We start from the raw sequence: 26724 nt of genomic DNA, 5'->3' as shown, positions 1-26724 counted from the left end.
TAAAATGAATATTAGTAAAGTCGATTTAAACCTGTTGGTGTATTTAGATACCCTGCTAAGAGAATGTAATGTGACGCGTTCAGCGAATCAGTTAAACATTACACAACCCGCTATGAGTAACGGTTTAAAACGCCTGCGAGCACTGTTAAACGACCCAATATTGGTGAGAACCAGTGATGGCATGGTACCGACTGAGCGCGCTAAAGAACTACAGCCTGTGATCCGTGGGGTATTATTAACCCTTGAAGAAACACTGCAGCCTAACCGGGATTTCGAACCAGCAAGCAGCAATCGCGTGTTTCGTATCATGGCCAGCGACTACGCTGCAAGCACCCTCGCACCTATGTTATTAAGCCGCTTACAATCCTTAGCCCCTGATACAACGCTCGATATTGTTACGCCAAGTGATGTTACCTTTCACGACGTAGAAAATGGCAAAGTCGATATGGCGATTAACCGGTTTGATAATTTACCGCAATCGTTTCACCAAAAACGCATATGGAAAGACAGTTTTTCGTGCGTGGTGAACGCCAACAATCCCGTATTAGAAAACTACAGCTTAGATGCATACTTAAAAGCCCGTCATATTTGGGTAAGTAAAACAGGTTTTGGTGTGGGTGTGGGCATGGACCCTGCCGATGTACAAAAACTTGGCTGGGTCGACGAAGCGCTTGCTCACTTTGGGAAACACCGCAATATTGCATCATTCACTCGTAATTACCATGTGGCTATACACCTTGCTAAAGCACAAAACCTAATCGCCACGCTACCAACCAAAGTAGCTAAAATTTATGAAAGCGATAACGCACTAAAAATAGTCGAGCCACCATTCCCAATTCCACCGTTTGAACTCGATATGATTTGGAGTCCATTATTACACCGTGATGCGAGTCATATTTGGCTGCGCCAACAAATTGCCGATGTAGCAGAAACGCTTTCAAGCTAACTGAAGCTGTTGATAACGTATAAAAAAGCCGACAAAACTAGTGTCGGCTTTTTTCTAAATGGAAGATTATTCCTCGCGTTTGGTGAGCTTAACACCATCGACGGTCATGACCCACTGTTCGTTTTCAATCGAAGGTGGTTCAGTTACATCAAAGGTGGTCGTTAAAAATCCTATACCCACAATGAAATCATCCCCTTGAAACTCTTTAAGTGGCCCATTAACCTCGGTGCTACCGCCGCCCTTTAGGCGCTTATAAGATACTGTACCGTCAGGTAAGATTAGCAAATACATTTCTTTACTCGACCACTCCCCAGCATACGATAACCTATCGTCCGGTAACGGTTCGCTACATGCACTTAAAAATAATAAAGCAAAAATAACCAACAATGATTTTTTCATATTCCCTCACAAAAACTAAAACAAAAACAAAATAAACGTAAATAAAATTAGGTGATAATGCGCATTTTATAACAAGCTTACAGTGACCATAAGACTTTTATAACTTAGAGTCTGACTCATTCGTTTCAAGTAAACGATAAATGGCATACAGATAGAAACACGGATAAAATCCACCAATAAATAACACTAAGCTGCTCGAACTAAGTAAATCAGTAAACGTAAGTGCCTTAAGATCCTGCTTAAGTGACATTTGATCAAACATCAACCAAAGGGCAAGAAACAGTAAAGCGAAATGAAGAAGTGAAAATACGATAACGCGCAATTTAGACTTGGCAATTGAGTGCGACCATGTCGCAGGCTGTGATACTAAACTCATAAACAATCCTTTGTTTTTTAGCATTGTAAAACAAAAACGGCTGCAAATGCAGCCGTTTTAAATTAGTCAGTAGAGTAAATTATAAAAACTTACCTAATGCTGTTACTTGGTCAAGCATGCGGTTTGAGAAACCCCATTCGTTATCGTACCAAGCCATTACTTTAACTAATTTACCATCAACCTTAGTTTGCGTTGCATCAAATACTGATGATGCAGGGTTGTGGTTAAAATCAATTGATACAAGAGGTGCTTCGTTGTACTCAAGTACTTCTGCCATTGCACCTTCAGCTGCTGCTTTAACCGCTGCGTTTACTTCTTCAGCTGTCGTGTCACGCTTAGCAACAAAGGTTAAATCCACAAGTGATACATTGATAGTTGGTACACGTACCGCCATGCCGTCTAGCTTACCAGCAAGCTCAGGTAATACTAAGCCTACTGCTTTTGCTGCGCCCGTTTTAGTTGGGATCATGCTTTGTGTTGCACTACGTGCACGGTATAGATCGCTGTGGTACACGTCCGATAGGTTTTGGTCGTTAGTGTAAGCATGAATTGTTGTCATGCTGCCTTGCTCAATACCAATAGTATCGTTAAGCGCTTTAGCAACAGGCGCTAAACAGTTAGTTGTACATGACGCATTTGAAATAATAATGCTATCAGCGTTTAACACATTTGAGTTAACACCGTGAACAACTGTTGCGTCCATATCTGTGCCTGGCGCAGATACGATTACACGTTTTGCACCCGCTTCAATGTGTTTTGCTGCTGCGTCACGCGATGTGAAAAGACCCGTACATTCAAGCACGATGTCCACAGCTAAATCAGCCCAAGGCAAGTTTGCAGGATCGCGTTCTTGTACTAATGCAATTTCGTCGTTGTCGATAACCAGCGTGTTTTCAGCAAGCGTTACTTTTTTACCAAACGTACCATGCACTGAATCATATTGTGTAAGGTGTGCATTTACATTAGCTGGTGCTAAGTCGTTAATTGCAACAATTTTAATTTCTTGTTCGCGATTTGACTCATAAAGCGCGCGTAATACGTTGCGTCCAATACGGCCATAACCGTTAATAGCTACTCTGATCATCTTATTCACCCTCATTCACTTTACTTGCTTGGCGCGCTAACTCTTCGATTGCTTGCCAGTCTTTATTTGCGATTAATTCTTTATCTAACATCCAAGTACCACCTACACACACTACATTCGGTAGTGCTAAATAGTTAGGTGCACTGGCAAGGCTTACACCGCCAGTTGGGCAAAACTTAACATGTGGTAGTGGACCAAAAATTGACTTCAACATTGGCACGCCACCGGCGGCTTCTGCTGGGAAAAACTTTAAAAAGCCAAAGCCTTTTGCTGCCAGCTGCATCACTTCACTTGGTGTTGCGGCACCTGGTAAAAATGGCACATCAGTTTCACTGGCAAGCGCTAATAACTCATCGTTAACACCAGGGCTCACCATAAAATCAGCGCCCGCTTCAATTGATGCGTTAAAAGTTGCTTTATCTATTACAGTGCCAGTACCAACGTACGCTTCTGGCAATGCTTGTTTAATTTGTTTAATTGCTTCTACCGCTACCGGTGTACGCAGGGTAATTTCTAATGCGCGCAAACCACCGTTGTACAATGCCTTTGCAAGTGGCACTGCATCTTCAAGGTTATTAATAACAACAACAGGGACTACCGGTGCTGCTTGAAGAATTTTTTCAATACTCATTTTTACTTCCTGTTATTGGTTTGTATTTGGGTAGATAAGACCAAATGCACTGGCACCTAAATCTGCGCTAGATACCGTTTGGCGAATACCTTCAAACAACTCACGACCTGTACCAAAAGTTTGAACTTGTTCGCTAATTTCAATTTCACGCTGTGCAAATTCATCATCAGCAACATGCACTTTTAATACGCCATTTGGTGCATCAAGTGTTACCACATCACCTTCGCGGATTTTTGCGATAAAGCCACCCTCGACTGCTTCCGGCGCAAGGTGAATAGCCGCTGGCACTTTACCTGATGCGCCAGACATGCGGCCGTCAGTAACAATCGCTACTTTAAAGCCTTTGTCTTGCAGCGTTGCCATAATTGGCGTTAGCTTGTGAAGCTCCGGCATGCCTTTCGCTTTGGGGCCTTGCTCTTTAATTACAGCGATAAAATCAGTTTCAAGCTCGCCGCGAGCAAAGGCATCTTGTAATCCCGCTTGCGAATTAAATACTTTTGCAGGTGCTGTCACTGTTTGATGCTGCTCTTGTACCGCAGATACTTTAATCACAGCATGGCCCAAGTTACCCGTTAATAGCTGTAAGCCACCTTGCGGGTTAAATGGATTTGTAACTGGGCGAAGTACTTCTTCATCGTGCGAATTTTCTGGGCAATCTTGCCATTTCACTTTCGCTGCAATTTGGTTGTCGGTAGCAATTACTGAAGTATCAATTACTGGCTCTTTGGTGTAATCGTTTAGGCTATTACCAACAATGGTCTTCACATCTTCATGCAAGAAACCGCCTTTTAATAGTTCTTTCACTAAGAACGGTAAACCACCTGCTGCATGGAAGTGGTTAACATCTGCCGAACCATTTGGGTAAACACGTGCAAGCAATGGCACAACTTCAGAAATATCCGACATGTCTTTCCACGTAATTTCTACGCCAGCTGCTTTTGCCATTGCAACTAAGTGAATTGCGTGGTTAGTTGAACCGCCCGTCGCAAGTAAACCAACTAAACCATTCACAATAGTTTTTTCACTGACAATTTCACCAATTGGATTGGCATCTTGGCTGGTGATCAGCTGGTTAAGCATCATTTCTACTGCGTTAACCGTTAAGCCATCACGTAATTCTGTGTATGGATTTACAAACGAGCTGCCCGGCAGGTGCAGACCCATAATTTCCATCAACATTTGGTTAGAGTTAGCAGTACCGTAGAAAGTACATGTACCTGCACTGTGATATGACGCGCTTTCTGCTGCAAGTAGTTCATCACGACCGATTAAACCTTGCGCAAATTTTTGACGAATACGTGCTTTTTCTTTATTTGGAATACCTGATGGCATTGGGCCTGCAGGTAAAAAGAAAATTGGTAAATGACCAAAAGATAATGAACCAATTACCAGACCAGGGACAATTTTGTCACACAGACCAAGGCAGAATACGCCGTCAAAAACATCGTGCGACAGTGAAACAGCCGTAGACATTGCAATCACATCACGGGAAAAAAGTGAAAGCTCCATGCCATCACGGCCTTGCGTTACACCATCACACATAGCAGGTACGCCACCGGCAACTTGTGCAGTGGCATTAAATTTGGTTGCAACCTTTTTAATAAGATCTGGGTATTCTTTGTAAGGCACATGCGCTGAAAGCATGTCGTTGTATGAATTGATAATACCTAGATTAGGTTGTTCGTCTTTGGTTAATAATGCTTTGTCTGAGCTTGAACAGGCTGCCATTACGTGTGCAAGGTTACCGCAACCTAAGCCAGCACGTACGCGTTTTTTAGATTTAGCTGCTGTCATACGCGCTAAATACGCTTGACGCGTTGCTTTACTGCGTTCAATGATTCGTTCGGTTACTTCTTGGATTCTTGGATGTAGCATTTTCGCACTCATTCATAAAGATTTGGGAAAAAGGCTCAGTACTTAAATTAGAGACTCCTGCTAGTCTAAGTACCGAGCGACTTTGTCTACCCGTTCAAAGGTCCGATATCGAGCGTCTCTCACAACCACTCCATGACACCGGTGTCACATTATTAAAACCGATCCATGACACCGGTGTCAACCCTAATTTTAGTGCTTTTCTTGTGAACTGCCCAATTTATCTACAATAAAAAGCATGAATTGAGTTCAACAAGTGACAATGACATTAAAATGACAGAAAAAATAATTTACGAGGAACGCTTAGATATAAGGCGATAAAGAAAAAACGCGGCAAAGTAACCGCGTATTGCTAAGGTATAAGTGAAATATTTAGCGCCTCTTAAATAAAAGAAACGCTTTGTTTTAACTGGGAATTATCAACTGCTATTTTTCGTAAGGCGTGAAGTCTTACATGACACATTATTTTTGCACAGGCGCGGTCGATTCACGCTCAATCAATTTGCCAGCGAACACTTCTTCAATGTCTTCGCTTTCAGGCGCATTAATCTTATCGATTAATAAGTTTACCGCGCGAAATGTCATATCTTCTACCGGTTGCGCAATCGTTGTAAGGCCTGGCCAAATATGGCGCGCAATCGGGGCATTATCAAAGCCTGCAATTGACAGCTCATCAGGTACTTTCAGTGACATTTGCGAGGCAACTTTTAATACCGCTGCCGCCATGTAATCATTCGACGCAAATACCGCACTTGGTCGAGCTGCTGATTCAAGGATTTGTCGCGCACTGTCTTCACCCGAATGATAACTAAAGTTACCCTCGGCAACTAACTCACTTTTAAGAGTTATACCCTCTTCGTTCAAGGCATCAACATAGCCGGCGAAACGCGCTTCGGTAGCACTGTGATCTGGGTGACCTTTAATAAACGCAATATCTTTGTGGCCAAGTTTTAGCAATAACTTGGTAATATCATAAGCCGCTTGCGTGTCGTTACTTTTAATCGAGATTGATTGGTCGTCTAAGGTCACTGGTGCGACGCGTGCATACGGAATATTGCGTAGCTTTAAATGGTCTACTAACTCTTGGTTATCTGAAAATGGTGGTGTTAATACAATCCCATCTAAGCGTGATGTGCTAATAAGTGTTTCAATATTATCAATAAGTGGTTCGCCACGCAGTTCACAAGGGTGAATTAGCAAGTTGTAGCTGCGCTCTTGGCAGGCTTCTAACGCGCCTGACTGTACACGGGTGATATAACTTTTCGACGGGTTATCATACAAACAACCAATGATAAAACTGCGGTTATGGGCAAGGCCTCGAGCAATCGGATTAGGACGATAATTTAGCTCTTTAAACGCTTGCTGAACCTTCTCTCGGGTCGCATCAGACACGTTTGGCTCGTTATTAAGCACGCGAGATACCGTCTTTTTTGATACCCCAGCGTGTTTGGCCACACTATTTATCGTCACTTTTTCCATATAAATCTCTAATCATTACTTCGTATCTAAACTGGCAGCCGCACCCAACAACGGAATATTGTCTTGAGTGATTAAAATTACCGGAATATCGTTAACAATGTGCTGCATTTTTCCTTTTGCAACAAAACGTTTTACAAACTCACTCGCCAGTAGCTTATCTTGAAAACGGGGCAAAATACCGCCGCCAATATACACACCACCGGTAGCGTTAAAGGTCAGGCTCAAATCACCTGCTACAGCGCCAATCCAATCGCAGAATTGGTTGAGTGTTTTTACACAAATGTCGTCATCATTTGCGAGCGCCAATTGTGTAATTGTTGGCGCGTCAAAGTTCTTTGCTGTTTGCCCATGGACTTTCGCCATCGCACGGTACAAGTTTTCAATGCCCTGACCGGAAAATACATGTTCAACCGAAACATGTTCAAAGTCTTCGCTTAATGCAGTAATTAAGTTGCGTTCAAGTTCATTACATGCCGCTAAGCTAATATGGCCGGCTTCACAGCTCAATACCACATTCTGCTCTTCGCCTTTCACAAGTGCGGCAGCGCCAAACCCAGTGCCTGGACCAATCACTGCAATATTGCCATCGCTATGACTATGTCCGTCTTTAATGACTAAATTTGCAGTGTTATCAATGTAAGGAGATGCATGTGCAAATGCCGCAAAGTCATTGATCACTTTAAAATTAGCAAAGCCGAATTGTTGTTTAATGTCGCTTACATTAAATTGCCAACCTAAGTTAGTTAAAAAGACCGTGTCTTTTTTACGTGGACCCGCAACGGCAAAACACGCATTGTTGGGCACGCTTTCTAGCGTATCGATGTAGGCTGCAACAACATCAGCAAAGCTATCAAAGTCTAAACTTGAAAACTTATGAATGTTGTTAAAAACAATTTCTTTTGTCGTTTTATCAAACGCTGTAACGAGTGCAAAGCGTGCATTTGTACCGCCAACATCCGCAACTAATATAGGCTCAAACATATTAATTCTCTCAATTGAATTAGCTAATTTTTAAGTGCAGCAATTGCAACTCGTAAGTAGTTATATCTTGCCCTGCTACAGACAATCAACTAAATGGCAACAAACCCAATTGACTTCGGTTAAGTTAACCAATTATGACACCGGTGTCAGATTAAATTCAATATCTCATCACATAAAGTTAGTTTTTTTATTAAGTTTATGGCTAAAATACCGCCTAAATTAGCGTGTTTATCATAAAAAGGTGCACAGTTGAGTAAATCCAAAGCCACATCGTTCGATATTGCCCACTATGCAGGCGTATCACAATCTACGGTTTCGCGCGCATTGCGCAACAGCCCATTAGTGAACGAGGAAACCAAAAAGAAAGTCTTTGAGATTGCCAAAAAACTTAATTACAAAGTCGATAAAAACGCCAGTAACCTGCGCACGCAACAAAGCAACACCATTGCACTGTTACTATTTGAAGATCCCACCAGCGATGAATCAATGATCAATCCCTTTTTTCTATCAATGCTGGGCTCAATCACGCGTGCCTGTGCTAATCAAGGCTATGATTTGCTCGTGTCATTTCAGCAAATGGATCAAGATTGGCAAGCGCAATATGAAGACAGCCACCGCGCTGATGGCTTAATTTTGCTAGGCTACGGCGATTACATCGATTACCAAGCACGACTTGCCACACTATTACAAAACAACACTAAGTTTGTATGTTGGGGCGCTCGTGTTGATTCGCGCCCAGAGCTTTCCATTTCCTGTGATAACTATTTTGGCGGTGAGCAAGTTGCAGAGTTTTTAGTAGCAAAAAAACGTACCCAATGTGCGTTTATCGGTGATGCATCAGAACATAGCCCTGAATTTTTCGCCCGTTTTAATGGCTTTAAAGACACGCTTAATAAACATGGCTTAGATGTTGATGCGCGCCAGATTATTAATGCCATTTCAACCGATGAGTCAGGCTATAACGCCACTAAGACTTTGCTTAGCTTAAAACGCCCTATTAATGCTATTTTTGCTGCCAGTGACTTAATTGCAATTGGCGCTATTCGCGCAATCAAAGAAGCGGGATTAAATGTACCTGAAGATATTAGCGTGATTGGCTTTGATGATATTCCTGTTGCGAGCTTTACTGAGCCCGCACTCACCACAGTTAATCAAAGTACGTCGGTTGCCGGAGAAATGCTTGTGGCGAATTTGCTAGCCCAATTAAAAGATGAACCGCCAAAACAAACTCAGCTAAAGCCCACCTTAGTCTTAAGGCATTCAGCATAAAAAAGGCGCTTAACGCGCCTTTCAAAATGCTACTTCTTTACTTATTAAAGTGCCAACAGATGCCACAACATCATTGCCAGGACATTGACTCCTTGCAATTAATTTATTTATTGCACAATTTCCATTTCCATCTTCTAAGCAATACTCAAACCGAGTTCGGAGCTTTATAGGTTTATCCATACCCGCTCTACTTAACGCTTGCCAGTTCCATTTAGGAATAACGTTTTTTGCCTCTCTCGCAAAGCTTTTATGGGTAGAGTTTATTAACGTTATACCTTCAATTTTGTATTCCGCTGTTACTACATATTCAATTGTTGCACACCCTTGCTTGCGCGAAACCACTTGATCTTCAGGATAACGTGGTGCAAACCTCTTTACTGAATTAAACTGCAATAATTCCGAAAAATCGTTTGATACGCTCAAATCAGCGTATTTACGACTTTCTTTATCAGCAGTTGAATTACAGCCGAATAAAACAATTGCTGTCGCAATGTAAATCAATCTTTTTGCCATATACACTCCTTGTAAATTGATAATTACTAATTGGGACGTTATCACTTAAAAACATGTTTTTCAAATAACTGACTGCAAGGCTTCCAGAAGTGCTAATCTTTTTTAATTCAACTTTTCTTTGACTACAGGGTAATAATCCCAAACTTGCTTATCTGACATTGAGCGTAACAACTTAATGTATTCGGCGTGTGTCCATGCAAGTGGTGTCGCTGAATTTGTGCCTTCGCCAAATGTGTAATTATGCGGGTTAACACCAACACCATCCCACACTTGTTCTGGTAACATTAAGCCTTCGTTGGCAAATTGTTCCATGCCTTTAACATAGGTCTGCGTTAATGCGGCTTGCTGCTTCGCATCAAACGAATCAGATTGCGCGAGTTTTGCAATTTCATAGTGGCCTCGCTCACCGGTAAAGAATGGCCAAACACGTCCACGTTGTCCTGGGGTATTATTACCGCCTTCAGCGTAGTTGGTGCCAGTCACTTCATCTTCACCATAACCGTCATTACCGTAACGGCGCCAGCCTGGGAATTGCCCCTCTACCCCCTCAAAAGTAAAGTTATATTTTACTTTAAGGTTTTGAGGTAAATTTTGTGCATCATATTCATCAAGCGTATCAATAATATGCTTATCTTCAGCGCTTCTTACACCGTAACGCACAAGTTCCAAAAAGCCGCCATCCAAAATGCTTTGTTTGACTAGACCTTTGCGGCCATTGTTATTGCCTAGCACAGTCGCTGAGTTTGCATCGTCATCTTGGCTAATGCGTACATAATGCTGGCCGTTTGATGCATCACTCGGTAACGTACTTTTAGTGGTATACATGCGCGATTCAACTTTGGCATTGTAATCTTTTGCTACATTTAAGTACTTAGTAGCCAAGGCATCATCGCCTGCTAGCTTTGCAATTTCACTTGCCGTAATAAGACCAGCGATTACAGCAGCTGTAGTTGAGGGTGAATGCCCGGCTTGCTCTTCCCAACGTTCTTGCTGAGTAAATGGCGGCTTTATTTCGGTGTCATTCCATAAAATCTTAGCAAGACCACCTTCAACTAAAAAATCTGCCGCTGGTTTGAGCATTTTATTAAACCAAAGGATCAGCTCTTCTTTGCTAAGCACATCGGTAAGATAAAGCTTCCAACCAAGCATAATTGGCATCGCGGTTTGGTCCAGTTGAACACCCACCCATTCCAGCTCACCGTCAACATGGGTCTTTTGTAAGAACCAGCCCGTATCACCTTGGTTACCCGGTGTTTTATCGGTCACTTGTACTTTTTCTAGGTATTCAAACGCCGTTTTCGCGGTGGCTTTATCACCCATAGCTAAAAATGCCATTGCTACTTGGTAGAAATCACGTACCCAAACTGCTTTGTATCCTGTATGCCCTTTAATTGCAGGTACGGTATCACCCCATGGGTTTGACAGTGATGCAATTAATGCGCCCGCATGTGTTTTATCTTCCTGCGCTTTTAACACTAAAGCACTGGCATAGGCTAAACGGCCATTATCAGCTGATTGTGAGCTTAGCGCTTCCAGATCAAGTGATGCTAAATAGCCTTGCCAATCTGCGCCAAATTCAGTTAATAGTGCTTGGTAACCTTTTTGTTGGCTTGCGTTTGCTGCTGCAATACTCTCATCTAAGGTGTTACCAAATGACAGTGTTAAATCAAATTCTGCTTTGCTTGATGTGCTACCAAGTAAGGCGTCAAGCGACACGTTACCAGTTTCATCACCGGTTGTTGCATAGCTGGTTAACGTTTTGCCCGATTTCATTTGTGATATCAGATCAGATGTACCAACAAAACCTACACTCGCTTGTTCAAATGCGGTGTTACTTGAAAGTGTAAGATAATTATCGCCATCAACCGCTACTAATTTACCCCCTTTCACCATGGCTTTATCGCCAACACCGTTATTATTCACATACGGGTTAGCGTGCACATAAAGTGATAATGGCTCGTCTTTAAGTGATTCAAGTGCCACCTTTACAAATAACGTTTGGTTGTTGCTATCAGTAAAAATGTGCTTTTCAATTTTAAAGCGGCCTTGTTTGTCAGTATTCGTTAGCTTGTAAGCAAGTGATAATGGTCTGCCTAGTTCATCTTTTTGTAGGTAGTCAATTTGCCACTGGGTATCATCAAGTTCTGTAGCAATGAAGTTGTCGCCTTTAACAACAAATTGCATTTCTTTTAACTGTGCTTGATGAATTAAACCAAACATGGTTTCGGTAATAATCCCCTGCGCTAGTGAGAACCACACTTTTGAAACGGGACCTGTTACCGCTTTATCACTGTAACTGCCATCTAAATACGCTTCGTAACTGGTACCTATACCGGTTTTGCCTGAATAAGCCCAGAACGGTTTACTACCTGGTGCGCCTGGTGCAGTTAAATTATTTTGCGCTGTACTTGCTGAGTTAGTTTTTGCCACTTCTGCACCACAGCCTGAAATTGCTAGTGCTACAGCACTTGCAAGTAATGATTGTTTAACAAATTTAGTTTTAAACATGGTTAATTTTTCACTTGTTGTCATTTACTTATTATAGGTCACACGGGTTACCGCAATGGCAGCAATCAAGTATGAAACGCCACCGAGAGAGAGTGCATAAATTGCTTCGCCATCGAAAACAAAGCGCACTAATGCGCCTAAAATGGTTGCTGCTAACATTTGCGGAATAACGATAAAAAAGTTGAAAATGCCCATATACACACCCATTTTATTGCTCGGCAAGGCGTTACTGAGCATGGCATATGGCAGAGATAAAACAGATGCCCAAACAAAGCCGATGGCTACCATGGCATAAATAAGATGGTCGCTATTCGAAATAAAGGCAAAACTCAACATGCCGCCAGCGCCAAGCAATAAATTGATCATATGACTCACTTTTAAGCCAAGCTTTTTCACCATTAGCGGAATGATAATTGCGGCAATTACTGAAAAGCCGTTGTAGGCTGCAAATAATACCCCTACCCAATCAGCACCATCGTTATACGCTTTTGATGCAACATCGCTGCTGCCAAAGTGGAACTTGGTTACAGCGGGAGTGGTGTAAATCCACATCGCAAAAAGAGCAAACCAACTAAAAAACTGTACAACGGCCAATTGTTTCATGGTGCTTGGCATGCTCATCATGTCAGACATCACAGTATAAAAACCGTTTTGCGTTTTACCACGAGTTTGCATACTGTTTGAAAGTAAAAAGAGCCCACCAAATACACTCAGCGCGCCGCCTAAGAATACGATATCTTTACCAAGTGATAACACATACACTGCCGCCAAAACTAACAAACCTAAGCCAAGTAATGCCACACCAATGCGAGCATACGGTAAGTGCCCTTGGTTTGAATAAGCAAGTGTTACTTGTGGATCTTCATACTTCGCCAGCTCTTCAGGGCTATATTCTTTAGTAGTTACAATGGTCCAAAGTACCGCAATCAGTAATACCACAGCACCAAAATAGAATGAAAATGTTACTGACTCGGGAATAACACCAGCTTCTGCTGTATTGCTAATACCAAACCAATTAGTCATCATCCAAGGCAGTGCCGATGCAACCACGGCGCCAACACCAATGAAAAAGCTCTGCATGGCATAACCCATACCCCGTTGCTTCTTCGGAAGGTTATCACCCACGAGTGCACGAAACGGTTCCATCGTCACGTTGATAGCGGCATCCATAATCCACAACATACCCGCCGCAATCCATAAGCTTGGCGAATTTGGCATAATACAAAGCGCTAATGTCGTTGCCAGTGCACCGTATAAGAAGAAAGGCCTGCGGCGACCTAATTTACCCCAAGTGCGGTCACTAAAATAACCAACAATCGGCTGCACAATTAGACCTGTAAGCGGGGCGGCAATCCATAAAATAGGAATTTCATCGATATTTGCACCTAAAGTTTGGAAAATACGGCTCACATTGCCATTTTGCAGGGCAAAACCAAATTGAATGCCCATAAAACCAAAGCACATATTCCATATTTGCCAAAACGACAGCGTTGGTTTGTCTTGCACGGGTGTTGTCATAAATTACTCCACTACCACAACTACTGCGCCCTCGGGCACTAGTGTGAAGTTAGTTGTTTTATTATTAGTTTGAATTTTGTTATTGCCAGCAAAGCGCAACAGGTTTGCTGGCTTCACATTATAGGGCAATGTAACTGACTGCGCTTTATCGCCAAAATTAGCAAGTATCAGCAAAGTGTCATGCTCGCTCTTACGTATAAAGCCAATCACCGTATCTTTAACTTCACCCAGCTCACTGGTTATATCAATAAGCGAACCTTGTTTAATGGCATCGCGCTTGGCCAAATTTAATAGTGTTTTGTAGAACTCGCGTAGCGCTTTTTGTTGGCCTGATAACAAGCCACCATCAAATTTGCCACTATTCACCCATTTTTGATATTGAGGCACGCCAACATAATCAAAAATACTGGTGCGTGTTGGGCTACCAAACCCGGCGTTTTCTGCACCTGGCTCCCCTACTTCTTGACCAAAGTAAATTAAACTAGGTGATTGGCTGATAAGGTGCGAAACCACCATCGCCGGTTTGCCTTTATCCATGTCGCCAACAAAATCAGGGCTCGCAATGCGCTGCTCATCATGGTTTTCTAAAAAGTTAAGCATATGTGGCGCAATGTCTTTTACTTCGTGGTGAACGGGCATTAAGGTCGTTGCCGATTGCTTACCTTGCATGATCCACTTTAACGTATCGTAAAAACCGACTTTGTCGTAGAGATAATCCATTTTACCTAAGTGGATATAATCACGATAAAGTGTTGGATTGTATACTTCAGCAATTAATGTGGCCTCTGGGTTTTTAGCTTTAATATGCGCATTTAAATAGCTCCAAAATTCTACGGGAACCATTTCAGCCATATCATAGCGAAAACCATCCACGCCTTTGTCTAACCAATAAAACGCGATATCGCGCATTTTGTTCCAGCTACTTGGTAGATCTTTATCTTGCCAAAACGCAACAACATCACTATAGCTCTTAGTTGCGTATTCACTTGGTAATGTCGCAAAATCATAACTGCCATCAGGTTTAACACCGTAGTTTACTTTTACGGTTTCATACCAGTCATTAAAATCGGGTTGAGCTTCGCGTGATCCATTACCTGTCCATTTCGCTGGGTTTTCATCAAACTTTCCATCAACTAATGGATGCGCATCACCGCCTAAAGGTGAATAATCTTCAGGGAATTTAGGCAGTGAAAACGCTGCTCCAGGAATATAGTAAAAATCATTAAGCTTGGAATAGGTAACGCTGGTATCGTCCTTTTCACCTAAACCAATCACACCTTTAGGCTTCGCAATAGATTCATAGCAGCGCGCAACATGATTTGGCACGATATCAATAATTACTTTTAGACCCGCAGCATGGCTTCGTTTAATCAGTGCTTCAAACTCTTCGATACGCTTGGCCGGATTATTTGCAAGATCTGGGTTAACTGAATAGTAATCTTTAATGGCATAAGGGGAACCCGCGCGTCCTTTTATCACATCGGGATCATCTAAACTGATACCAAACTGTGTGTAATCCTCGGCCATTGCATGATGAAGTACACCGGTATACCAAATATGGCTCACACCCATATCTTTTATTTCATTAAGCGCTTTTGGTGTAAAGTCAGCAAATTTTCCTACACCGTTTTCAACCTTGCTACCCCAGGGTTTATTAGTTGTGTTTGTGTTGCCAAATAAACGGGTAAACACCTGATAAACAACCGGCTTTTGCACTTTGTTTTGTTCTTCAACAAGTTTAGATTGGGCACTGACACTATTTGACGCCACAATAAGCGCAAATAAGGCATACATCTTCTTTTTCATTTAATTACCAAATCGTTTTAAAAATTCATTATGGGTTGGCAGTTTGTCACTGGTGTGGGCAACCAAGGTTTTTAAGCTTTCAAGTAAATCTTTAATTTGTGCATCATTTAAGTTATGCGCGAGTGGATGATATTGCGCTGGCGTAATACCTTGCCCTAGCATCACTTGCTGCCAGGCCACTTCACTAAACAATTCATCATCTTGTCTAAAAAACAGGGCATTTTCCGCAAAAAGCTGCATTTTGTGGCGTAAGCTGTTTGACACATCCATATCTTTACACTGACGCCAAAAAGCACTGTCTGTGCGCTCGGTTAATTTGTAATGCAAAATAATAAAGTCGCGAATGCGTTCAAATTCAACCTGACTTTGACGATTAAACTCCGCTACAACTCCATCATTAATACCCAATAACGGAAAATGCTTAGCGAGGCGAGTTGCCGCAGTTTGAATTAGGTGAATACTGGTTGATTCAAGTGGCTCTAAAAAACCACTTGAAAGGCCTATCGCCACAACATTTTTATGCCATTGTTTTAAGCGACGGCCAGTGCGAAAGCGAATAAGCTTTGGCTCTGCAAGTGCCTTACCGGGTAAGTTACTTAGCAGTAATTGTTTTGCGTCATCATCCGAGAGATGATTACTGGCGTAAACCAAACCATTACCAATGCGATTGGTTAGCGGAATTTGCCATTGCCAACCGGCATCATGAGCAATGGAACGTGTGTAGGGTTTAATTTCATTCTCACCATGTTCACACGGTACAGCCAAAGCACTATCACAGGGTAACCAATGGCGCCAATCTTCAAAGCCAACATTCAGGGTTTTATCAAGCAATAAACCGTGCAAACCAGAACAATCGACAAACAAATCACCCGTTACAAGCGCTTGGTTTTCGAGCGTTAGTGATTTAACAAAGCCGTTGTTTTGGTGAGTTTCGACACGGGTTACTTTGCCTTCAATGCGCTTTACCCCGAGCTGCTCTGCGTGATTTCGCAGAAACTGAGCGTATAAACGCGCGTCAAAATGGTAGGCGTAGCTAGTTCCCGGTAATTTGGTATTTGGTAAATGCTGCAGCTTATCGAAGCGGTTGCGCTTTGCTGCTTGATAATTAATAGAGTAATCCCAAAAGCTACTAGTATCGCCCTGCTCTTTGGCTTTGAGCCAATAATTCAAAAAATTGCAAAATGGAAAGTCCTTACCAAAACTGCCAAACGCATGCATATAATGCTCGCCTTGTTGCCCCCAGTTTTCAAACTGAATGCCAAGCTTAATAGTCGCGTTAGTTGCTTTGATAAAGGCTTTTTCATCAATGCCAATGGCGGCATTAAAAGGAATGATAGGAGGAATGGTTGCCTCGCCAACGCCAATTGTAGCGATGTCTTTCGACTCAACTAGCGTAATTGAAATCTGCTTGCCAAGTACTTTTGCAAGTAAGCTTGCAGTAAGCCAGCCAGCAGTACCTCCGCCGACGATGACAACATTGTTGATTTGATTTGTCATGGTAACCTCAGATAAAAACAAAGCCCTTTTCAGGGCTTTGTTGCAACATTCAGGTTAGAACTGGTAGTTCACACCTAGCAAGAAAGTGCGACCATAGTCTTGGTAATCACGTACTTGCAATGCGTTATCACCTGATAACGAGATAAACGGTTCTTCAGTAATGTTTTGCACTTGGAAAGTCACCGTCATGCCCTCTAGGCTCTTTAAGCCACTTTCAGAGAAGTCATAACCAATTTGTGCATCCCAAATCGTCTCGCCTTGAATATCAACTTGCTGTGAGTCAAAACCGCGGCCATAAACGTCACCTTTAAAGTCATCACGTTTACGCATGCTAGCACGCGCTTGGAAACCGTAATTTTCATAATAGAAAGTTAGGTTTTGAATGCTCTTAGATAAACCTGGAATTTCATAATCATTGCCATCTTGGTCAACCATGTCTGAGCTATTAACAGTATGACTTGCAATTAAACCAAAACCATCCAGTGCATCAGCAAAGTAGTTAAATGGTAATGTTACTGAGAACTCAGCACCTTTAACCGTGCCGTCGCCACCGTTTACTTTGCCATTACCTGTACCATCTGGGTTAGCAGGTACTAGGCCTGTTGATGGATCTGCAACACCTGTCATATCGATTGAATAGCTACCGTCAAAGATCCAGTCTTTTAAATCTTTGTGATAAAGCGCGATAGCAAAATAACCTTCTGGACTAAAGTAGTTTTCATAGCTTATGTCAAAGTTAATTGCTTGGTACGGTTCAAGTGACGGGTTACCGCCATTCACTACCCAGTTACTACCATTTTCATCTGGCTGCTGATTGTAAGTAGCATTAACTGACGCATTCATTTCATCCATACGTGCACGTGAAATCGTCTTAGCAGCGCCAAAGCGTACCGACTGATCATCATCAATCGATAATGATAGGTTTAAGCTTGGTAATAGATGTGCGTAATCGTGTTCAATATGCGTTGGCGATGTAATAACTTTGCCGTCTTGTGTATTGAAAGCGTTACCTTGCGATTCTTGTTCAGTTTTAACATAGCGAAGACCTGCATTACCAGTTAACGGCATGCCTGCTACTTCAGTATCAATATTTGCTTTAACAAACGCACTGGTTAATTGCTCTTTAACCGTCCACGATTTAGTTGCATGGCTTGGGTCGGTTAAGCTTTCTGCCAGTAAATCGTAGTAACCGTCTTCAACCATTGCGCGTGAGTTAAACGCAATCATGTCGCCCATGCCGATGAAATCAAGATTTGCCGTACCTAAACGGTACTCTTCTGGCACCATCATCATACCTGGGTTATCTAACGAAAAGCTTGATACTGTTAAGAAGTAACCTTCAGAACGCTTGGTTTTCTCACGTTCACTATAAGACAAACCAAATTCAACAGACGTTACATAATCGTTTTCAAGTACTTTGGTAGCAGCTAGGCGAAGTGCATTTAGCTCATCGTCAACTTCAGGGGTATTTAAAAAGCCATCTTGCAATTGATTTTCATATTCAGTACCAACAACGCCGTATTTTTCATTAAGTGCAGAACTCCAACCCCAAGAAAGTGGGCCGCCAAGTTGAATTAAATTATAATCACTATAATCCAGCTCATGGCTAAAGGTTGCGCCTGTATTTCCTGAGTTAAAAGCGTAACCTAGGTTATCTGCAACACCACGCGCATCGCCACGTCCCGTGCCTGCATAACTTTCCATACTCCAGATTTCACGCTCAACACTTGAGTGACTTGCATCGAACTCAAGTGACCAAGAATCATTTAAATCGTATTCTAGATTAAAACCAAATGATGTGAGTTCAGCGCTGCGATCTTCGTAGTCATTACGTACTACAACACGCTGCCCTTCAGTAATCGCTGATGTAACAAAACCTGTTGCTGGATCTACAACTGCGTTATCAGCACTGATTGAACCTTGACCCCAAGCAAATGGCACTTCGATACCACGGAGAATTTTTTCATCTACAAAATCTACATATAAGCTATCAAATACCATGCGTAGGTTTTCGCTTGGCGCATATTCAATCACCGCCATAACTGAATCACGTTCTAAAGTAGATGAACGTACAAACGGTTTTGCACCGCCCAAAATTGAATAGGTATTACCGTCATCACCCGTAAATTCAGGGTAGCCCCAAGAGTTCCAACGCTTTTCTTGGTTTGGTGATGACATGGTATTAAATGCAACAGCCACACCTAGGGTGTTATCGGCAAATTGGTCGATGTAAGACAGTGTACCGCGAAAGCCATTATCGTCAGCATCTGGATTTAATTTTTCAAAGCCCGTTTGCTCATACATGGCGTTAACTTTGATAACGCGTTCATCCATTGATAGCGGTTTAATTGTTTGTAAATCAATAACGCCAGCAAGGCCCGATGCTTCTAAATCGGCACTCGGCGTTTTATAAACCGTTACCGCGCTCATGATTTCTGATGGGTATAAATCTAATTCTGCACCGCGGTTATCGGTAATCGATACTTGTTCACGACCATTGAATGTTGTACCAACATGGTCTTCACCAAAGCCACGAATAGTAACGCGACTTGCGCGACCGTCTAAGCGCTGAGCGGCTAGACCCGGTAAGCGTGCAATTGATTCTGCAATTGAAGAATCCGGTAATTTACCGATGTCTTCTGCTGATACTGATTCAACCACTTCTGGTGAAAAGCGCTTGGTGTTAATGGCTTTAACTAAACTTGCGCGAAAGCCTGTAACCTCAATAACCTCAACTTCTTTTTCTTGTTCTTTATCGTTGTTTTGGTTCTCTGCAGCATATAAATTTGCAGAGCCTACACCTGCTGCGACCATTGCCAGCGTCAGCATACTTGGTTTGAAAATAGACATAAATTTTGTTCCCGATTGACTATTGCTAGTGCAAATCATGGTGCGAAATAACATCACTAAACGAATATAGCTTACTGACAGTATTTGTAGCAGTTGCACCAAATGAGTTCGCGTTTGTTGCCGACAGTGATAGTAACGCTATAAATTTAGCAACCACAACAAACTGCATACGTATTCAAATTTATGCAACGGCGCTCCTGGTTACAAATATTTTACATTTATTTTTCGCTATACATTGATTATTAAAGCTTTTTTAAAAGTAACATTAAACAAAACGTTAACTTAAAGAAAATGACATAAAACCATCACAAATACGGGCTAATTCAGTGCAAATTCAGCACAAACTGAGCATAACCTGCACTTAAAAGGTGCAATACAAAACCAATTATAAATTGGTATTACCAATTTATCCCTTTAATTTAGTATGTTTTAGCAGTAAATATTAAAATTGGTTATTTAGTGTGACCAATAAACATCGTTCCAAAGACTTATCTTCTTACAACTATTTTCACTGCATACGTATGTAGGCTTTTTACTCGCAGTCGCTATATGACGTAAGCTGACCGTTATTCGCAGTAAATAGATACTGCGAAATGGCAACGCAAACGTAAAAAAGCATTTAGCATCAGATAGTAATGAGAAAACGATGTCGAAACTAACAGCGCAACTAAATTGGTGGAAAGGCGCGGTAATTTACCAAATCTACCCACGCAGCTTTCAAGATACTACAAATAATGGTGTTGGCGATTTACAGGGAATAATAAAGCGACTTGATTATATTAAAGCGCTTGGTGTTGACGCTGTATGGATTTCGCCGTTTTTTAAGTCACCAATGAAAGATTTTGGTTACGACATAAGCGACTATCGCGATATCGACCCATTATTTGGCTCACTTGCTGATTTTGATGAACTAATCGCGCAAGCTCATCAGCGCGATATTAAAATTGTAATTGACCAAGTATTGAGTCATACCTCAGATCAACACCCTTGGTTTATTGAGAGTCGTGAAAACAAAACAAACGATAAAGCCGATTGGTATGTGTGGGCAGACGCCAATGAAGATGGTTCACCGCCAAATAACTGGTTATCAATTTTCGGCGGGTGCGCTTGGCAATGGGAGCCGCGTCGCTGCCAATATTATTTGCATAACTTTTTAACCCAACAGCCCGATTTAAACTTCCACAATGAAGATGTGCGCAATGCTGTATTAGATAACGTTGAGTTTTGGTTAGCTCGCGGTGTAGATGGCTTCCGTTTAGATGCCATTAACTTTTGTTATCACGACGCGCAACTGCGTGATAACCCTGCAAAGCCAAAGCATTTAAGACAAGGTCGTGGGTTTAGTGAAGATAATCCATACGCATTTCAGTATCACTATTACAACAATACCCAACCCGAAAACCTGGAATTTATGCAGGCAATTCGCACACTAATGAACAAATACCCGGGCGCTGTGACCCTTGGTGAAATTTCATCTGAAGATTCACTTGCCACAATGAATGAGTACACAGCAGGTGGCGACAAACTGCACATGGGTTACAGTTTTGAGCTGTTAACAAAAGACTACAGCCCAAGTTACATTCGAAGCACAGTTGAAACCCTTGAGTCGCAAATGACTGAAGGCTGGCCATGTTGGGCATTTAGCAATCACGATGTAGAACGCGTTGCGTCGCGCTGGAGCAAGCACGGTATTGTTAATCATGAGCAAGTAAAAATGCTACATGCGTTACTTGCAAGTTTGCGTGGCAGTGTGTGTTTGTACCAAGGTGAAGAATTAGGTTTAGGTGAAGCTGAAATCACCTTTGAGCAATTACAAGACCCTTATGGCATTACCTTCTGGCCAAACTTTAAAGGTCGTGATGGCTGTCGTACGCCATTGCCTTGGCAGCGTGAAAATGAATTCGGTGGTTTCTCATCTGTTGAACCTTGGTTACCGGTAGTTGACGCGCATAAAGATGTCGCGATTGACGCACAGCAAGCTGACGAAGCTTCTGCGCTAGTGCATTGCCAACAATTTTTAGCTTGGCGAAAGCAACATGATGCGCTGCTTTTTGGTGACATTAAATTCACCCAAAGCGACGAACATATTTTAGGCTTTGAGCGCAGCTATAACGGCAAAACATTAGTCTGTTATTTCAACCTAGGCGAACAAAGCCAAACGGTTGACATGCAAGGTAAAGTAATTAAATCACATCATTATGATAGCGCGACATTAAGTGGCTTTGGCTATGTGATATATGTAAAAGAGGACGTGTAAAAGTTACTAACGCAGGGTAAATGGAATTACCATTTTAACTAATCGAAAGAATTACGTATTGTTCTTCCCATGTGAACGTAAGGCTAACCCATCTGGGTTAGCCTTTTTTTTTGAATTATGGATTAAGTACAAACTCATTTTTACGAATAAACAGTACATCACCACTTTGGTATTGCCCATTTAGAACATCAACAACATGTTTGCTAAACTCGCTACACATCATGATGTTGTTGTTAGGAATATTAAACTTATCCCTAAACTTAGTTTCAATTGCACCGGGCGCCATGCAGATCACCTCGAAGCCATCATTTGCCATACTTTTGCTTAACGTAATCACACCTGCTTTTGAGCTACAATACGATGACCAATCTTTATAAGCGTTAAACCCAGCAGTTGATGAAATATTAATGATCAGTGTGTTTGGATTATTTTTTAGCGCGTATTTACTTACCAAATAGGTGCCAATTAAATTCACTGAAATATCTTGGATCCACTCAGCTGAATCGGATTCAAGTAATCGATTTGGGTGAATGCAGCCAGCATTATTAATAACAACGTCGAACGCTTTACCTTCAATATAAGACGCCACTTCGCTATCTTGCGTTACATCCAATTGCTGGCGTGACACTAAGGTAATATCAAAGGCATCGCTAAATTCGTTAGCAAAGCTTTGTGCCCAATCACCGCCACCGCCAGTAATTAAAATTGATCTTTTAGACGATATCTGGGTTTTCATGTTTATCCGACTTATCTATTAAGTTTCTGTATTGATCGTAAATACGCTCTTTTAAGTTTGAGCTACTTACACCAGCACCATATGGGAAATAAAATACTTTTACACCGAGATCGCGTAGGTAATCATATTTACCGCGCCAATCATCGCCTACCACAAAAATATCGATATTCAGGTCTTTTATGCGCTGTGTATGCTCTAACGAGCGCTGTGGAATAACCACATCAGGGTGTTTTAGCGCTTCAACAATCGCAATACGTTCTTCAAAAGGTACCGCAGGTGGGTTTTTATAGCTACACACAAGCTCGTCAGTGCTTACCCCAACAATTAAGGTTTCGCCAAGTCCTCTGCCATATTCAATCATTTTCAAATGATTGCGGTGAAACAGATCAAAGGTGCCTGATACGTAAACAATTTTACTCATAATATATTCTTTTAACTCGTGTTAATGTGAGATTAAATAATCACAAATACGCTCTGCCGATTTACCATCTAGCTTGCCCACGTATTCATCACATATTTGCTTTCTTATTGACTGTTTGATTTGCGGGTTTTTAACCGCATTTTCAACTACTTCGCTAAGTGCCTGATAACTGGCCGCCCTATCACAGAGTTCGTGAAACACTGTAATACTTTCATCTATACGCTTTTTAAAACGGAACGAAAATATACCACGATAACCCCAACGTAATTTGTAGAAGTCACACCAGATAACGGGTTTATCTAACGCTGCAAATTCAAAGATAGCAGACGATGCATCCGACAGCATGACATCTGAAATAGCCATAAACTCCAACAGATTATACTCATCAACGCCAGCTAGATAGACATTTTCACTGGCCGCCCACGATTCTAATATGGCTTTTTGTTTAGTGTAACGCGGCTTAGTTAGCGAGAAAAAGTGCGGCTTTAAAATAATATTGTAGTCTGCAAAATCGTTGGCAAAATTTGCAGAAAATAGTTCTATTGAACTTGGATAAAATGTTGGCGCGTAGAGAATTGTCGGCTTGTTTTCATCTAAACCAAGCGCGCTTAATGATAGCTTAAGTGATGTGCGATTAATCGCAGGATCGAGCTTGGCATAACCGCTATCTACAAAATTGCCGTTTGGAAACATGGCTTGAAGATTAGCTCGGCGCTTTTCACCTTCAACAAAGCGAACCGTAGTTGGTTTTTTCGATACATCGTAGTAACAACTTTTAGGCCCAACGCCATGTTGCATCAATACCGTTTTGCTTGCGCTATGGAGTTGCTCTAAATCAGATACGGCGTTACCAAATACAATCCAATCGGCTTTTTGTGCGAGATAATGTGCTAACGCATCTTGCCAATTGCCTACAATTTTGTAAGTTAACTGGGTGTCGTTCAAAGCGTTTTCAACAATGCGGTTTAAGTCATTATCATCTGTTTTGTATGCGACCAACTCAATATCTGTTTTATGCTGTTTTAATGCATCAATTACCGGTAAATACTGCGGTAAATAATACAGATGTTGAATATCAAAAATAACCTTCATTGAACTGCCTAAACGATTTATGTGACATTTTTATGATCTCACAAAAACTTAACATCAGGCAAAGTTTTTTAATTGAATTTCCAGTATTTGAGCTTTTTTCGTAGCTTAAAATTGCGAATAAAGTTAAGAGGCTTAGTTTTTTCGACAGTAAGTTCACCACGCAACACTTTCTCAACCGCATCCAGCACTCGCCCGCTCGATTGCCCATCGCGATACGGATGCAATTGCTTTATATACTCGCCAATCTGCTGAGTAAGGTCGTGTGGAGATTGCAATGCATATGACAGCTTTTCTTCAAGTAAATTAGGCTCAGTGAAATTAACCATATACGGTTTAGGATCAATATTGTTAAACGTTACGACCGGTTTATTTTGCACTAAAAACATTTGAATCACTGACGATGTATCGCACAACATCACATCTGCCTGTTTAAGCAGCGGTAATACGTTATCGGTTTCAACAAACTGTAAATGTTCGCTTTCAAGGGATTTATATTGCTCAACAATATGTTTTGGCATTTTAGGATGAAATTGCACGAGCCATTGCCACTTTCCCGTTGTGCTGAGTTTTTTAACTTGCTCGAACAAATGCGGTGCACACGTTAAATTGCGAGAAAACGTCGAGCACATTAACACCGTTTTCTTACTCTTGTTGGTTGTCGGCTCGGTTAGCGTGTCAGTAAATAATGGATCAAGCGTAGGCCAGCCTGTTTCGACCACATTAAAGTAACCATGTTGCTTGGCAAGTTGTTTGAACGGTTCGGTAGTATCTGGTCCTTGGGTGCAATATAAATCAAAGCATTGACGAATATTGAAATGGTCATTGTTACCGCGTCGATTTAACTTACCCGCGTTAAAACCATGGAACACCGCCACTTTAACGCCTGGGAAAAAGCGCGGTACCGTATTACCAGGAACAAATACCGCATCTGGGTTAAATGCTTTTACCGCATCAACTGATTTAAGTACCTGCTCATCTTCTTTTAAATAGTTCGCGTTAACTTCATTCCCCCACAAGAACCAAGCAACCTCGCCACCGCGGCGCCAAATTTCTTGTTGTAACGGGCGTAAAATCGCATAACTGTAATTTTGAGAGATAAAGAAAAGGTACTTACGCATAAATAATCCGTTGTGTTAAAGGCGCAAACAGCGCCCCGTTTATTTTTATAGTAGAGCGAACTTAACCACAAATAGAATAGATAACACCCAAACACTAATGCTCACTTCTTCGGCACGATTGCACATTACTTTTACTGCTGTGTAAGCAATAAAACCTAATGCAATACCGTGCGCTATCGAAAACGTAAGCGGTGTCATTAATAATACAACTGCCACAGGCACGGCTTCTGTCATATCATCCCAATCAACCAGCTTTAAGTTTTGTAACATTAATACCGCAACATATAAAATTGCGCCAGCTGTGGCGTAAGCCGGTACCATGGCCGCAAGCGGTGCAAAGAACAGCATTAATAAAAAGCAGATACCAACAACAACTGCTGTTAAACCTGTTTTGCCTCCAACCGATACCCCGGCAACAGACTCAATATAAGAAGTCGTTGTTGATGTACCTAACGTTGCGCCCGCGATCGTTGCGCAGCTATCTGCACTAAGGGCACGGCCCATGCGTGGAATATTGCCTCTTTCATCTGCAATTCCCGCTTTTTGTGACACCGCAACAAGTGTGCCTGAGGTATCAAATAAATCGACAAAAAGGAAAGCAAAAATCACACTAAGCATTGATAGCTCTAGTGCGCTGGCAAAGTCTAGTTCCATCCAGGTCGGTGCAAGTGATGGTGGCATTGAAACAATGCCGTTGTATTCAACTAAACCAAGAGCTAACGCGATAGCGGTAACACCTAAAATACTAAACAGCACACCACTTTTAATATCTCGGTATAAAAGCGCAGCGATAAAAAAGAAACTAATAATTGCAAGTAACGGGCCCGCTTGGGTTATATCACCAAGTTGTACCAGGGTTGCAGGGCTTGCCACAATAATACCCGAGTTTTTAAGGGCGATTAACGCTAAGAATGCACCAATACCGGTGGCAATTGCGCGCTTTAAAACAAGAGGAATGGCATTAATAATCCACTCACGCACTTTAAATAAACTTAAAAGTAAAAAGATAATGCCAGAGAAAAATACCGCGGCAAGTGCACTTTGCCAGCTGTAGCCCATACCTAGCACTACGCCATATGTGAAAAATGCGTTAAGCCCCATGCCTGGTGCCAATGCGATTGGGTAATTGGCCCAAAATCCCATAATAAAACAACCAATTGCTGCGGCTAAACAGGTGGCTACAAATGCTGCGCCTTGGTCTATGCCTGCCTCGGTTAACATTGCAGGGTTTACAAATACTATGTACACCATAGTGACAAATGTGGTGATGCCAGCGATCACTTCACGTTTAACCGTACTGCCCTGTTGGTTAATTTTAAAAAGTTGCTCAAACATGATTTCGTTACTGTGTCTTAAGGGGGCGATGATCAT

The 26724-nt window shown here is 41.9% G+C and carries 21 protein-coding genes; 3 read left to right on the top strand and 18 right to left on the bottom strand.

Annotated features, from left to right (window positions below):
- Nucleotides 1–4 precede the first annotated feature (4 nt).
- Nucleotides 5–946, top strand: a complete 942-nt coding sequence (locus tag L1068_RS00785; protein ID WP_237128642.1) for a LysR family transcriptional regulator — start codon at nt 5–7, stop codon at nt 944–946.
- A 66-nt stretch (nt 947–1012) separates the two neighbouring features.
- Here the strand turns inward: L1068_RS00785 and L1068_RS00780 are convergent, their stop codons facing one another.
- The 7 genes from L1068_RS00780 to glk form a co-directional block, all read right to left on the bottom strand.
- On the bottom strand, nt 1013–1345 hold the full coding sequence (locus tag L1068_RS00780) for a membrane lipoprotein lipid attachment site-containing protein (RefSeq protein ID WP_237128641.1): 333 nt from the start codon (nt 1343–1345) through the stop codon (nt 1013–1015).
- 97 nt (nt 1346–1442) lie between these two features.
- Nucleotides 1443–1721: a hypothetical protein gene (locus tag L1068_RS00775; RefSeq protein WP_237128640.1), complete on the bottom strand. Its 279-nt coding sequence runs from the start codon at nt 1719–1721 to the stop codon at nt 1443–1445.
- Nucleotides 1722–1800: 79 nt separating this feature from the next.
- Complete coding sequence (gap, locus tag L1068_RS00770; RefSeq protein WP_237128639.1) at nt 1801–2805, bottom strand: type I glyceraldehyde-3-phosphate dehydrogenase; 1005 nt, start codon at nt 2803–2805, stop codon at nt 1801–1803.
- 1 nt (nt 2806) lies between these two features.
- A complete protein-coding gene (locus L1068_RS00765; protein WP_010560260.1) occupies nt 2807–3436 on the bottom strand; it encodes a bifunctional 4-hydroxy-2-oxoglutarate aldolase/2-dehydro-3-deoxy-phosphogluconate aldolase in 630 nt (209 codons plus the stop codon).
- 12 nt (nt 3437–3448) lie between these two features.
- Nucleotides 3449–5311 carry a phosphogluconate dehydratase gene (gene edd, locus L1068_RS00760; RefSeq protein ID WP_237128638.1) on the bottom strand — a complete coding sequence of 621 codons (1863 nt, stop codon included), beginning with the start codon at nt 5309–5311 and terminating at the stop codon, nt 3449–3451.
- Nucleotides 5312–5770: 459 nt separating this feature from the next.
- Nucleotides 5771–6787, bottom strand: coding sequence for a LacI family DNA-binding transcriptional regulator (locus L1068_RS00755; RefSeq protein WP_237128637.1), 1017 nt, complete (start codon nt 6785–6787; stop codon nt 5771–5773).
- A 15-nt stretch (nt 6788–6802) separates the two neighbouring features.
- On the bottom strand, nt 6803–7768 hold the full coding sequence (gene glk, locus L1068_RS00750) for a glucokinase (RefSeq protein ID WP_237128636.1): 966 nt from the start codon (nt 7766–7768) through the stop codon (nt 6803–6805).
- Nucleotides 7769–8017: 249 nt separating this feature from the next.
- Here glk and L1068_RS00745 point away from each other — a divergent pair, with 249 nt between their 5' ends.
- Nucleotides 8018–9037 carry a LacI family DNA-binding transcriptional regulator gene (locus tag L1068_RS00745; RefSeq protein WP_237128635.1) on the top strand — a complete coding sequence of 340 codons (1020 nt, stop codon included), beginning with the start codon at nt 8018–8020 and terminating at the stop codon, nt 9035–9037.
- Between the two features lie 21 nt (nt 9038–9058).
- On the opposite strand, the gene L1068_RS00740 is transcribed toward L1068_RS00745, so the two are convergent.
- The 6 genes from L1068_RS00740 to L1068_RS00715 all read right to left on the bottom strand — a co-directional run bounded on the left by L1068_RS00740 (nt 9059) and on the right by L1068_RS00715 (nt 19729).
- Complete coding sequence (locus L1068_RS00740; protein ID WP_237128634.1) at nt 9059–9550, bottom strand: energy transducer TonB; 492 nt, start codon at nt 9548–9550, stop codon at nt 9059–9061.
- Nucleotides 9551–9652: 102 nt separating this feature from the next.
- A complete protein-coding gene (locus L1068_RS00735) occupies nt 9653–12058 on the bottom strand; it encodes a glycoside hydrolase family 15 protein (RefSeq protein WP_237128633.1) in 2406 nt (801 codons plus the stop codon).
- 24 nt (nt 12059–12082) lie between these two features.
- Nucleotides 12083–13576 (bottom strand): MFS transporter, encoded by a 1494-nt coding sequence (locus L1068_RS00730; RefSeq protein WP_237128632.1) that lies wholly within the window; start codon nt 13574–13576, stop codon nt 12083–12085.
- A gap of 3 nt (nt 13577–13579) precedes the next feature.
- Nucleotides 13580–15382, bottom strand: a complete 1803-nt coding sequence (locus L1068_RS00725) for an alpha-amylase family glycosyl hydrolase (RefSeq protein ID WP_237128631.1) — start codon at nt 15380–15382, stop codon at nt 13580–13582.
- A complete protein-coding gene (locus L1068_RS00720; protein WP_237128630.1) occupies nt 15383–16879 on the bottom strand; it encodes a tryptophan halogenase family protein in 1497 nt (498 codons plus the stop codon).
- 54 nt (nt 16880–16933) lie between these two features.
- Nucleotides 16934–19729: a TonB-dependent receptor gene (locus L1068_RS00715; RefSeq protein WP_237128629.1), complete on the bottom strand. Its 2796-nt coding sequence runs from the start codon at nt 19727–19729 to the stop codon at nt 16934–16936.
- 646 nt (nt 19730–20375) lie between these two features.
- On the opposite strand from L1068_RS00715, the gene L1068_RS00710 reads away from it, so the two are divergent.
- Nucleotides 20376–21986 (top strand): alpha-glucosidase, encoded by a 1611-nt coding sequence (locus tag L1068_RS00710; RefSeq protein ID WP_237128628.1) that lies wholly within the window; start codon nt 20376–20378, stop codon nt 21984–21986.
- A gap of 115 nt (nt 21987–22101) precedes the next feature.
- Here L1068_RS00710 and L1068_RS00705 read toward each other — a convergent pair whose 3' ends face one another.
- The 5 genes from L1068_RS00705 to L1068_RS00685 form a co-directional block, all read right to left on the bottom strand.
- On the bottom strand, nt 22102–22722 hold the full coding sequence (locus L1068_RS00705) for an SDR family oxidoreductase (protein WP_237128627.1): 621 nt from the start codon (nt 22720–22722) through the stop codon (nt 22102–22104).
- Nucleotides 22700–23143 (bottom strand): adenylyltransferase/cytidyltransferase family protein, encoded by a 444-nt coding sequence (locus L1068_RS00700; protein ID WP_054980145.1) that lies wholly within the window; start codon nt 23141–23143, stop codon nt 22700–22702. Before L1068_RS00700 ends, L1068_RS00705 begins: the two co-directional genes overlap by 23 nt.
- 21 nt (nt 23144–23164) lie before the next feature.
- A complete protein-coding gene (locus tag L1068_RS00695; protein WP_237128626.1) occupies nt 23165–24235 on the bottom strand; it encodes a CDP-glycerol glycerophosphotransferase family protein in 1071 nt (356 codons plus the stop codon).
- A gap of 68 nt (nt 24236–24303) precedes the next feature.
- Nucleotides 24304–25353, bottom strand: a complete 1050-nt coding sequence (locus L1068_RS00690; protein WP_237128625.1) for a CDP-glycerol glycerophosphotransferase family protein — start codon at nt 25351–25353, stop codon at nt 24304–24306.
- Nucleotides 25354–25398: 45 nt separating this feature from the next.
- Nucleotides 25399–26688 carry an NCS2 family permease gene (locus L1068_RS00685; RefSeq protein ID WP_237128624.1) on the bottom strand — a complete coding sequence of 430 codons (1290 nt, stop codon included), beginning with the start codon at nt 26686–26688 and terminating at the stop codon, nt 25399–25401.
- Between the last annotated feature and the right edge of the window lie 36 nt (nt 26689–26724).

The sequence above is a fragment of the Pseudoalteromonas sp. MMG024 genome (assembly GCF_021654175.1).
In the GTDB taxonomy this organism is placed as follows: Bacteria; Pseudomonadota; Gammaproteobacteria; order Enterobacterales; family Alteromonadaceae; genus Pseudoalteromonas.
The sequence above is the reverse complement of the archived record's forward strand: the minus strand, read 5'-3'. Positions and strand labels throughout refer to the sequence as shown.

What these genes read in the sequence shown, in the direction of transcription:
- L1068_RS00740 (WP_237128634.1), bottom strand. Translation starts at nt 9,550, where the DNA reads ATGGCAAAAAGATTGATTTACATTGCGACAGCAATTGTTTTATTCGGC.
- L1068_RS00715 (WP_237128629.1), bottom strand. Translation starts at nt 19,729, where the DNA reads ATGTCTATTTTCAAACCAAGTATGCTGACGCTGGCAATGGTCGCAGCA.
- L1068_RS00695 (WP_237128626.1), bottom strand. Translation starts at nt 24,235, where the DNA reads ATGAAGGTTATTTTTGATATTCAACATCTGTATTATTTACCGCAGTAT.
- L1068_RS00705 (WP_237128627.1), bottom strand. Translation starts at nt 22,722, where the DNA reads ATGAAAACCCAGATATCGTCTAAAAGATCAATTTTAATTACTGGCGGT.
- L1068_RS00735 (WP_237128633.1), bottom strand. Translation starts at nt 12,058, where the DNA reads ATGTTTAAAACTAAATTTGTTAAACAATCATTACTTGCAAGTGCTGTA.
- glk (WP_237128636.1), bottom strand. Translation starts at nt 7,768, where the DNA reads ATGTTTGAGCCTATATTAGTTGCGGATGTTGGCGGTACAAATGCACGC.
- L1068_RS00765 (WP_010560260.1), bottom strand. Translation starts at nt 3,436, where the DNA reads ATGAGTATTGAAAAAATTCTTCAAGCAGCACCGGTAGTCCCTGTTGTT.
- L1068_RS00710 (WP_237128628.1), top strand. Translation starts at nt 20,376, where the DNA reads ATGTCGAAACTAACAGCGCAACTAAATTGGTGGAAAGGCGCGGTAATT.
- L1068_RS00685 (WP_237128624.1), bottom strand. Translation starts at nt 26,688, where the DNA reads ATGTTTGAGCAACTTTTTAAAATTAACCAACAGGGCAGTACGGTTAAA.
- L1068_RS00785 (WP_237128642.1), top strand. Translation starts at nt 5, where the DNA reads ATGAATATTAGTAAAGTCGATTTAAACCTGTTGGTGTATTTAGATACC.
- L1068_RS00780 (WP_237128641.1), bottom strand. Translation starts at nt 1,345, where the DNA reads ATGAAAAAATCATTGTTGGTTATTTTTGCTTTATTATTTTTAAGTGCA.
- L1068_RS00690 (WP_237128625.1), bottom strand. Translation starts at nt 25,353, where the DNA reads ATGCGTAAGTACCTTTTCTTTATCTCTCAAAATTACAGTTATGCGATT.
- edd (WP_237128638.1), bottom strand. Translation starts at nt 5,311, where the DNA reads ATGCTACATCCAAGAATCCAAGAAGTAACCGAACGAATCATTGAACGC.
- L1068_RS00775 (WP_237128640.1), bottom strand. Translation starts at nt 1,721, where the DNA reads ATGAGTTTAGTATCACAGCCTGCGACATGGTCGCACTCAATTGCCAAG.
- L1068_RS00725 (WP_237128631.1), bottom strand. Translation starts at nt 15,382, where the DNA reads ATGAAAAAGAAGATGTATGCCTTATTTGCGCTTATTGTGGCGTCAAAT.
- L1068_RS00755 (WP_237128637.1), bottom strand. Translation starts at nt 6,787, where the DNA reads ATGGAAAAAGTGACGATAAATAGTGTGGCCAAACACGCTGGGGTATCA.
- gap (WP_237128639.1), bottom strand. Translation starts at nt 2,805, where the DNA reads ATGATCAGAGTAGCTATTAACGGTTATGGCCGTATTGGACGCAACGTA.
- L1068_RS00730 (WP_237128632.1), bottom strand. Translation starts at nt 13,576, where the DNA reads ATGACAACACCCGTGCAAGACAAACCAACGCTGTCGTTTTGGCAAATA.
- L1068_RS00720 (WP_237128630.1), bottom strand. Translation starts at nt 16,879, where the DNA reads ATGACAAATCAAATCAACAATGTTGTCATCGTCGGCGGAGGTACTGCT.
- L1068_RS00700 (WP_054980145.1), bottom strand. Translation starts at nt 23,143, where the DNA reads ATGAGTAAAATTGTTTACGTATCAGGCACCTTTGATCTGTTTCACCGC.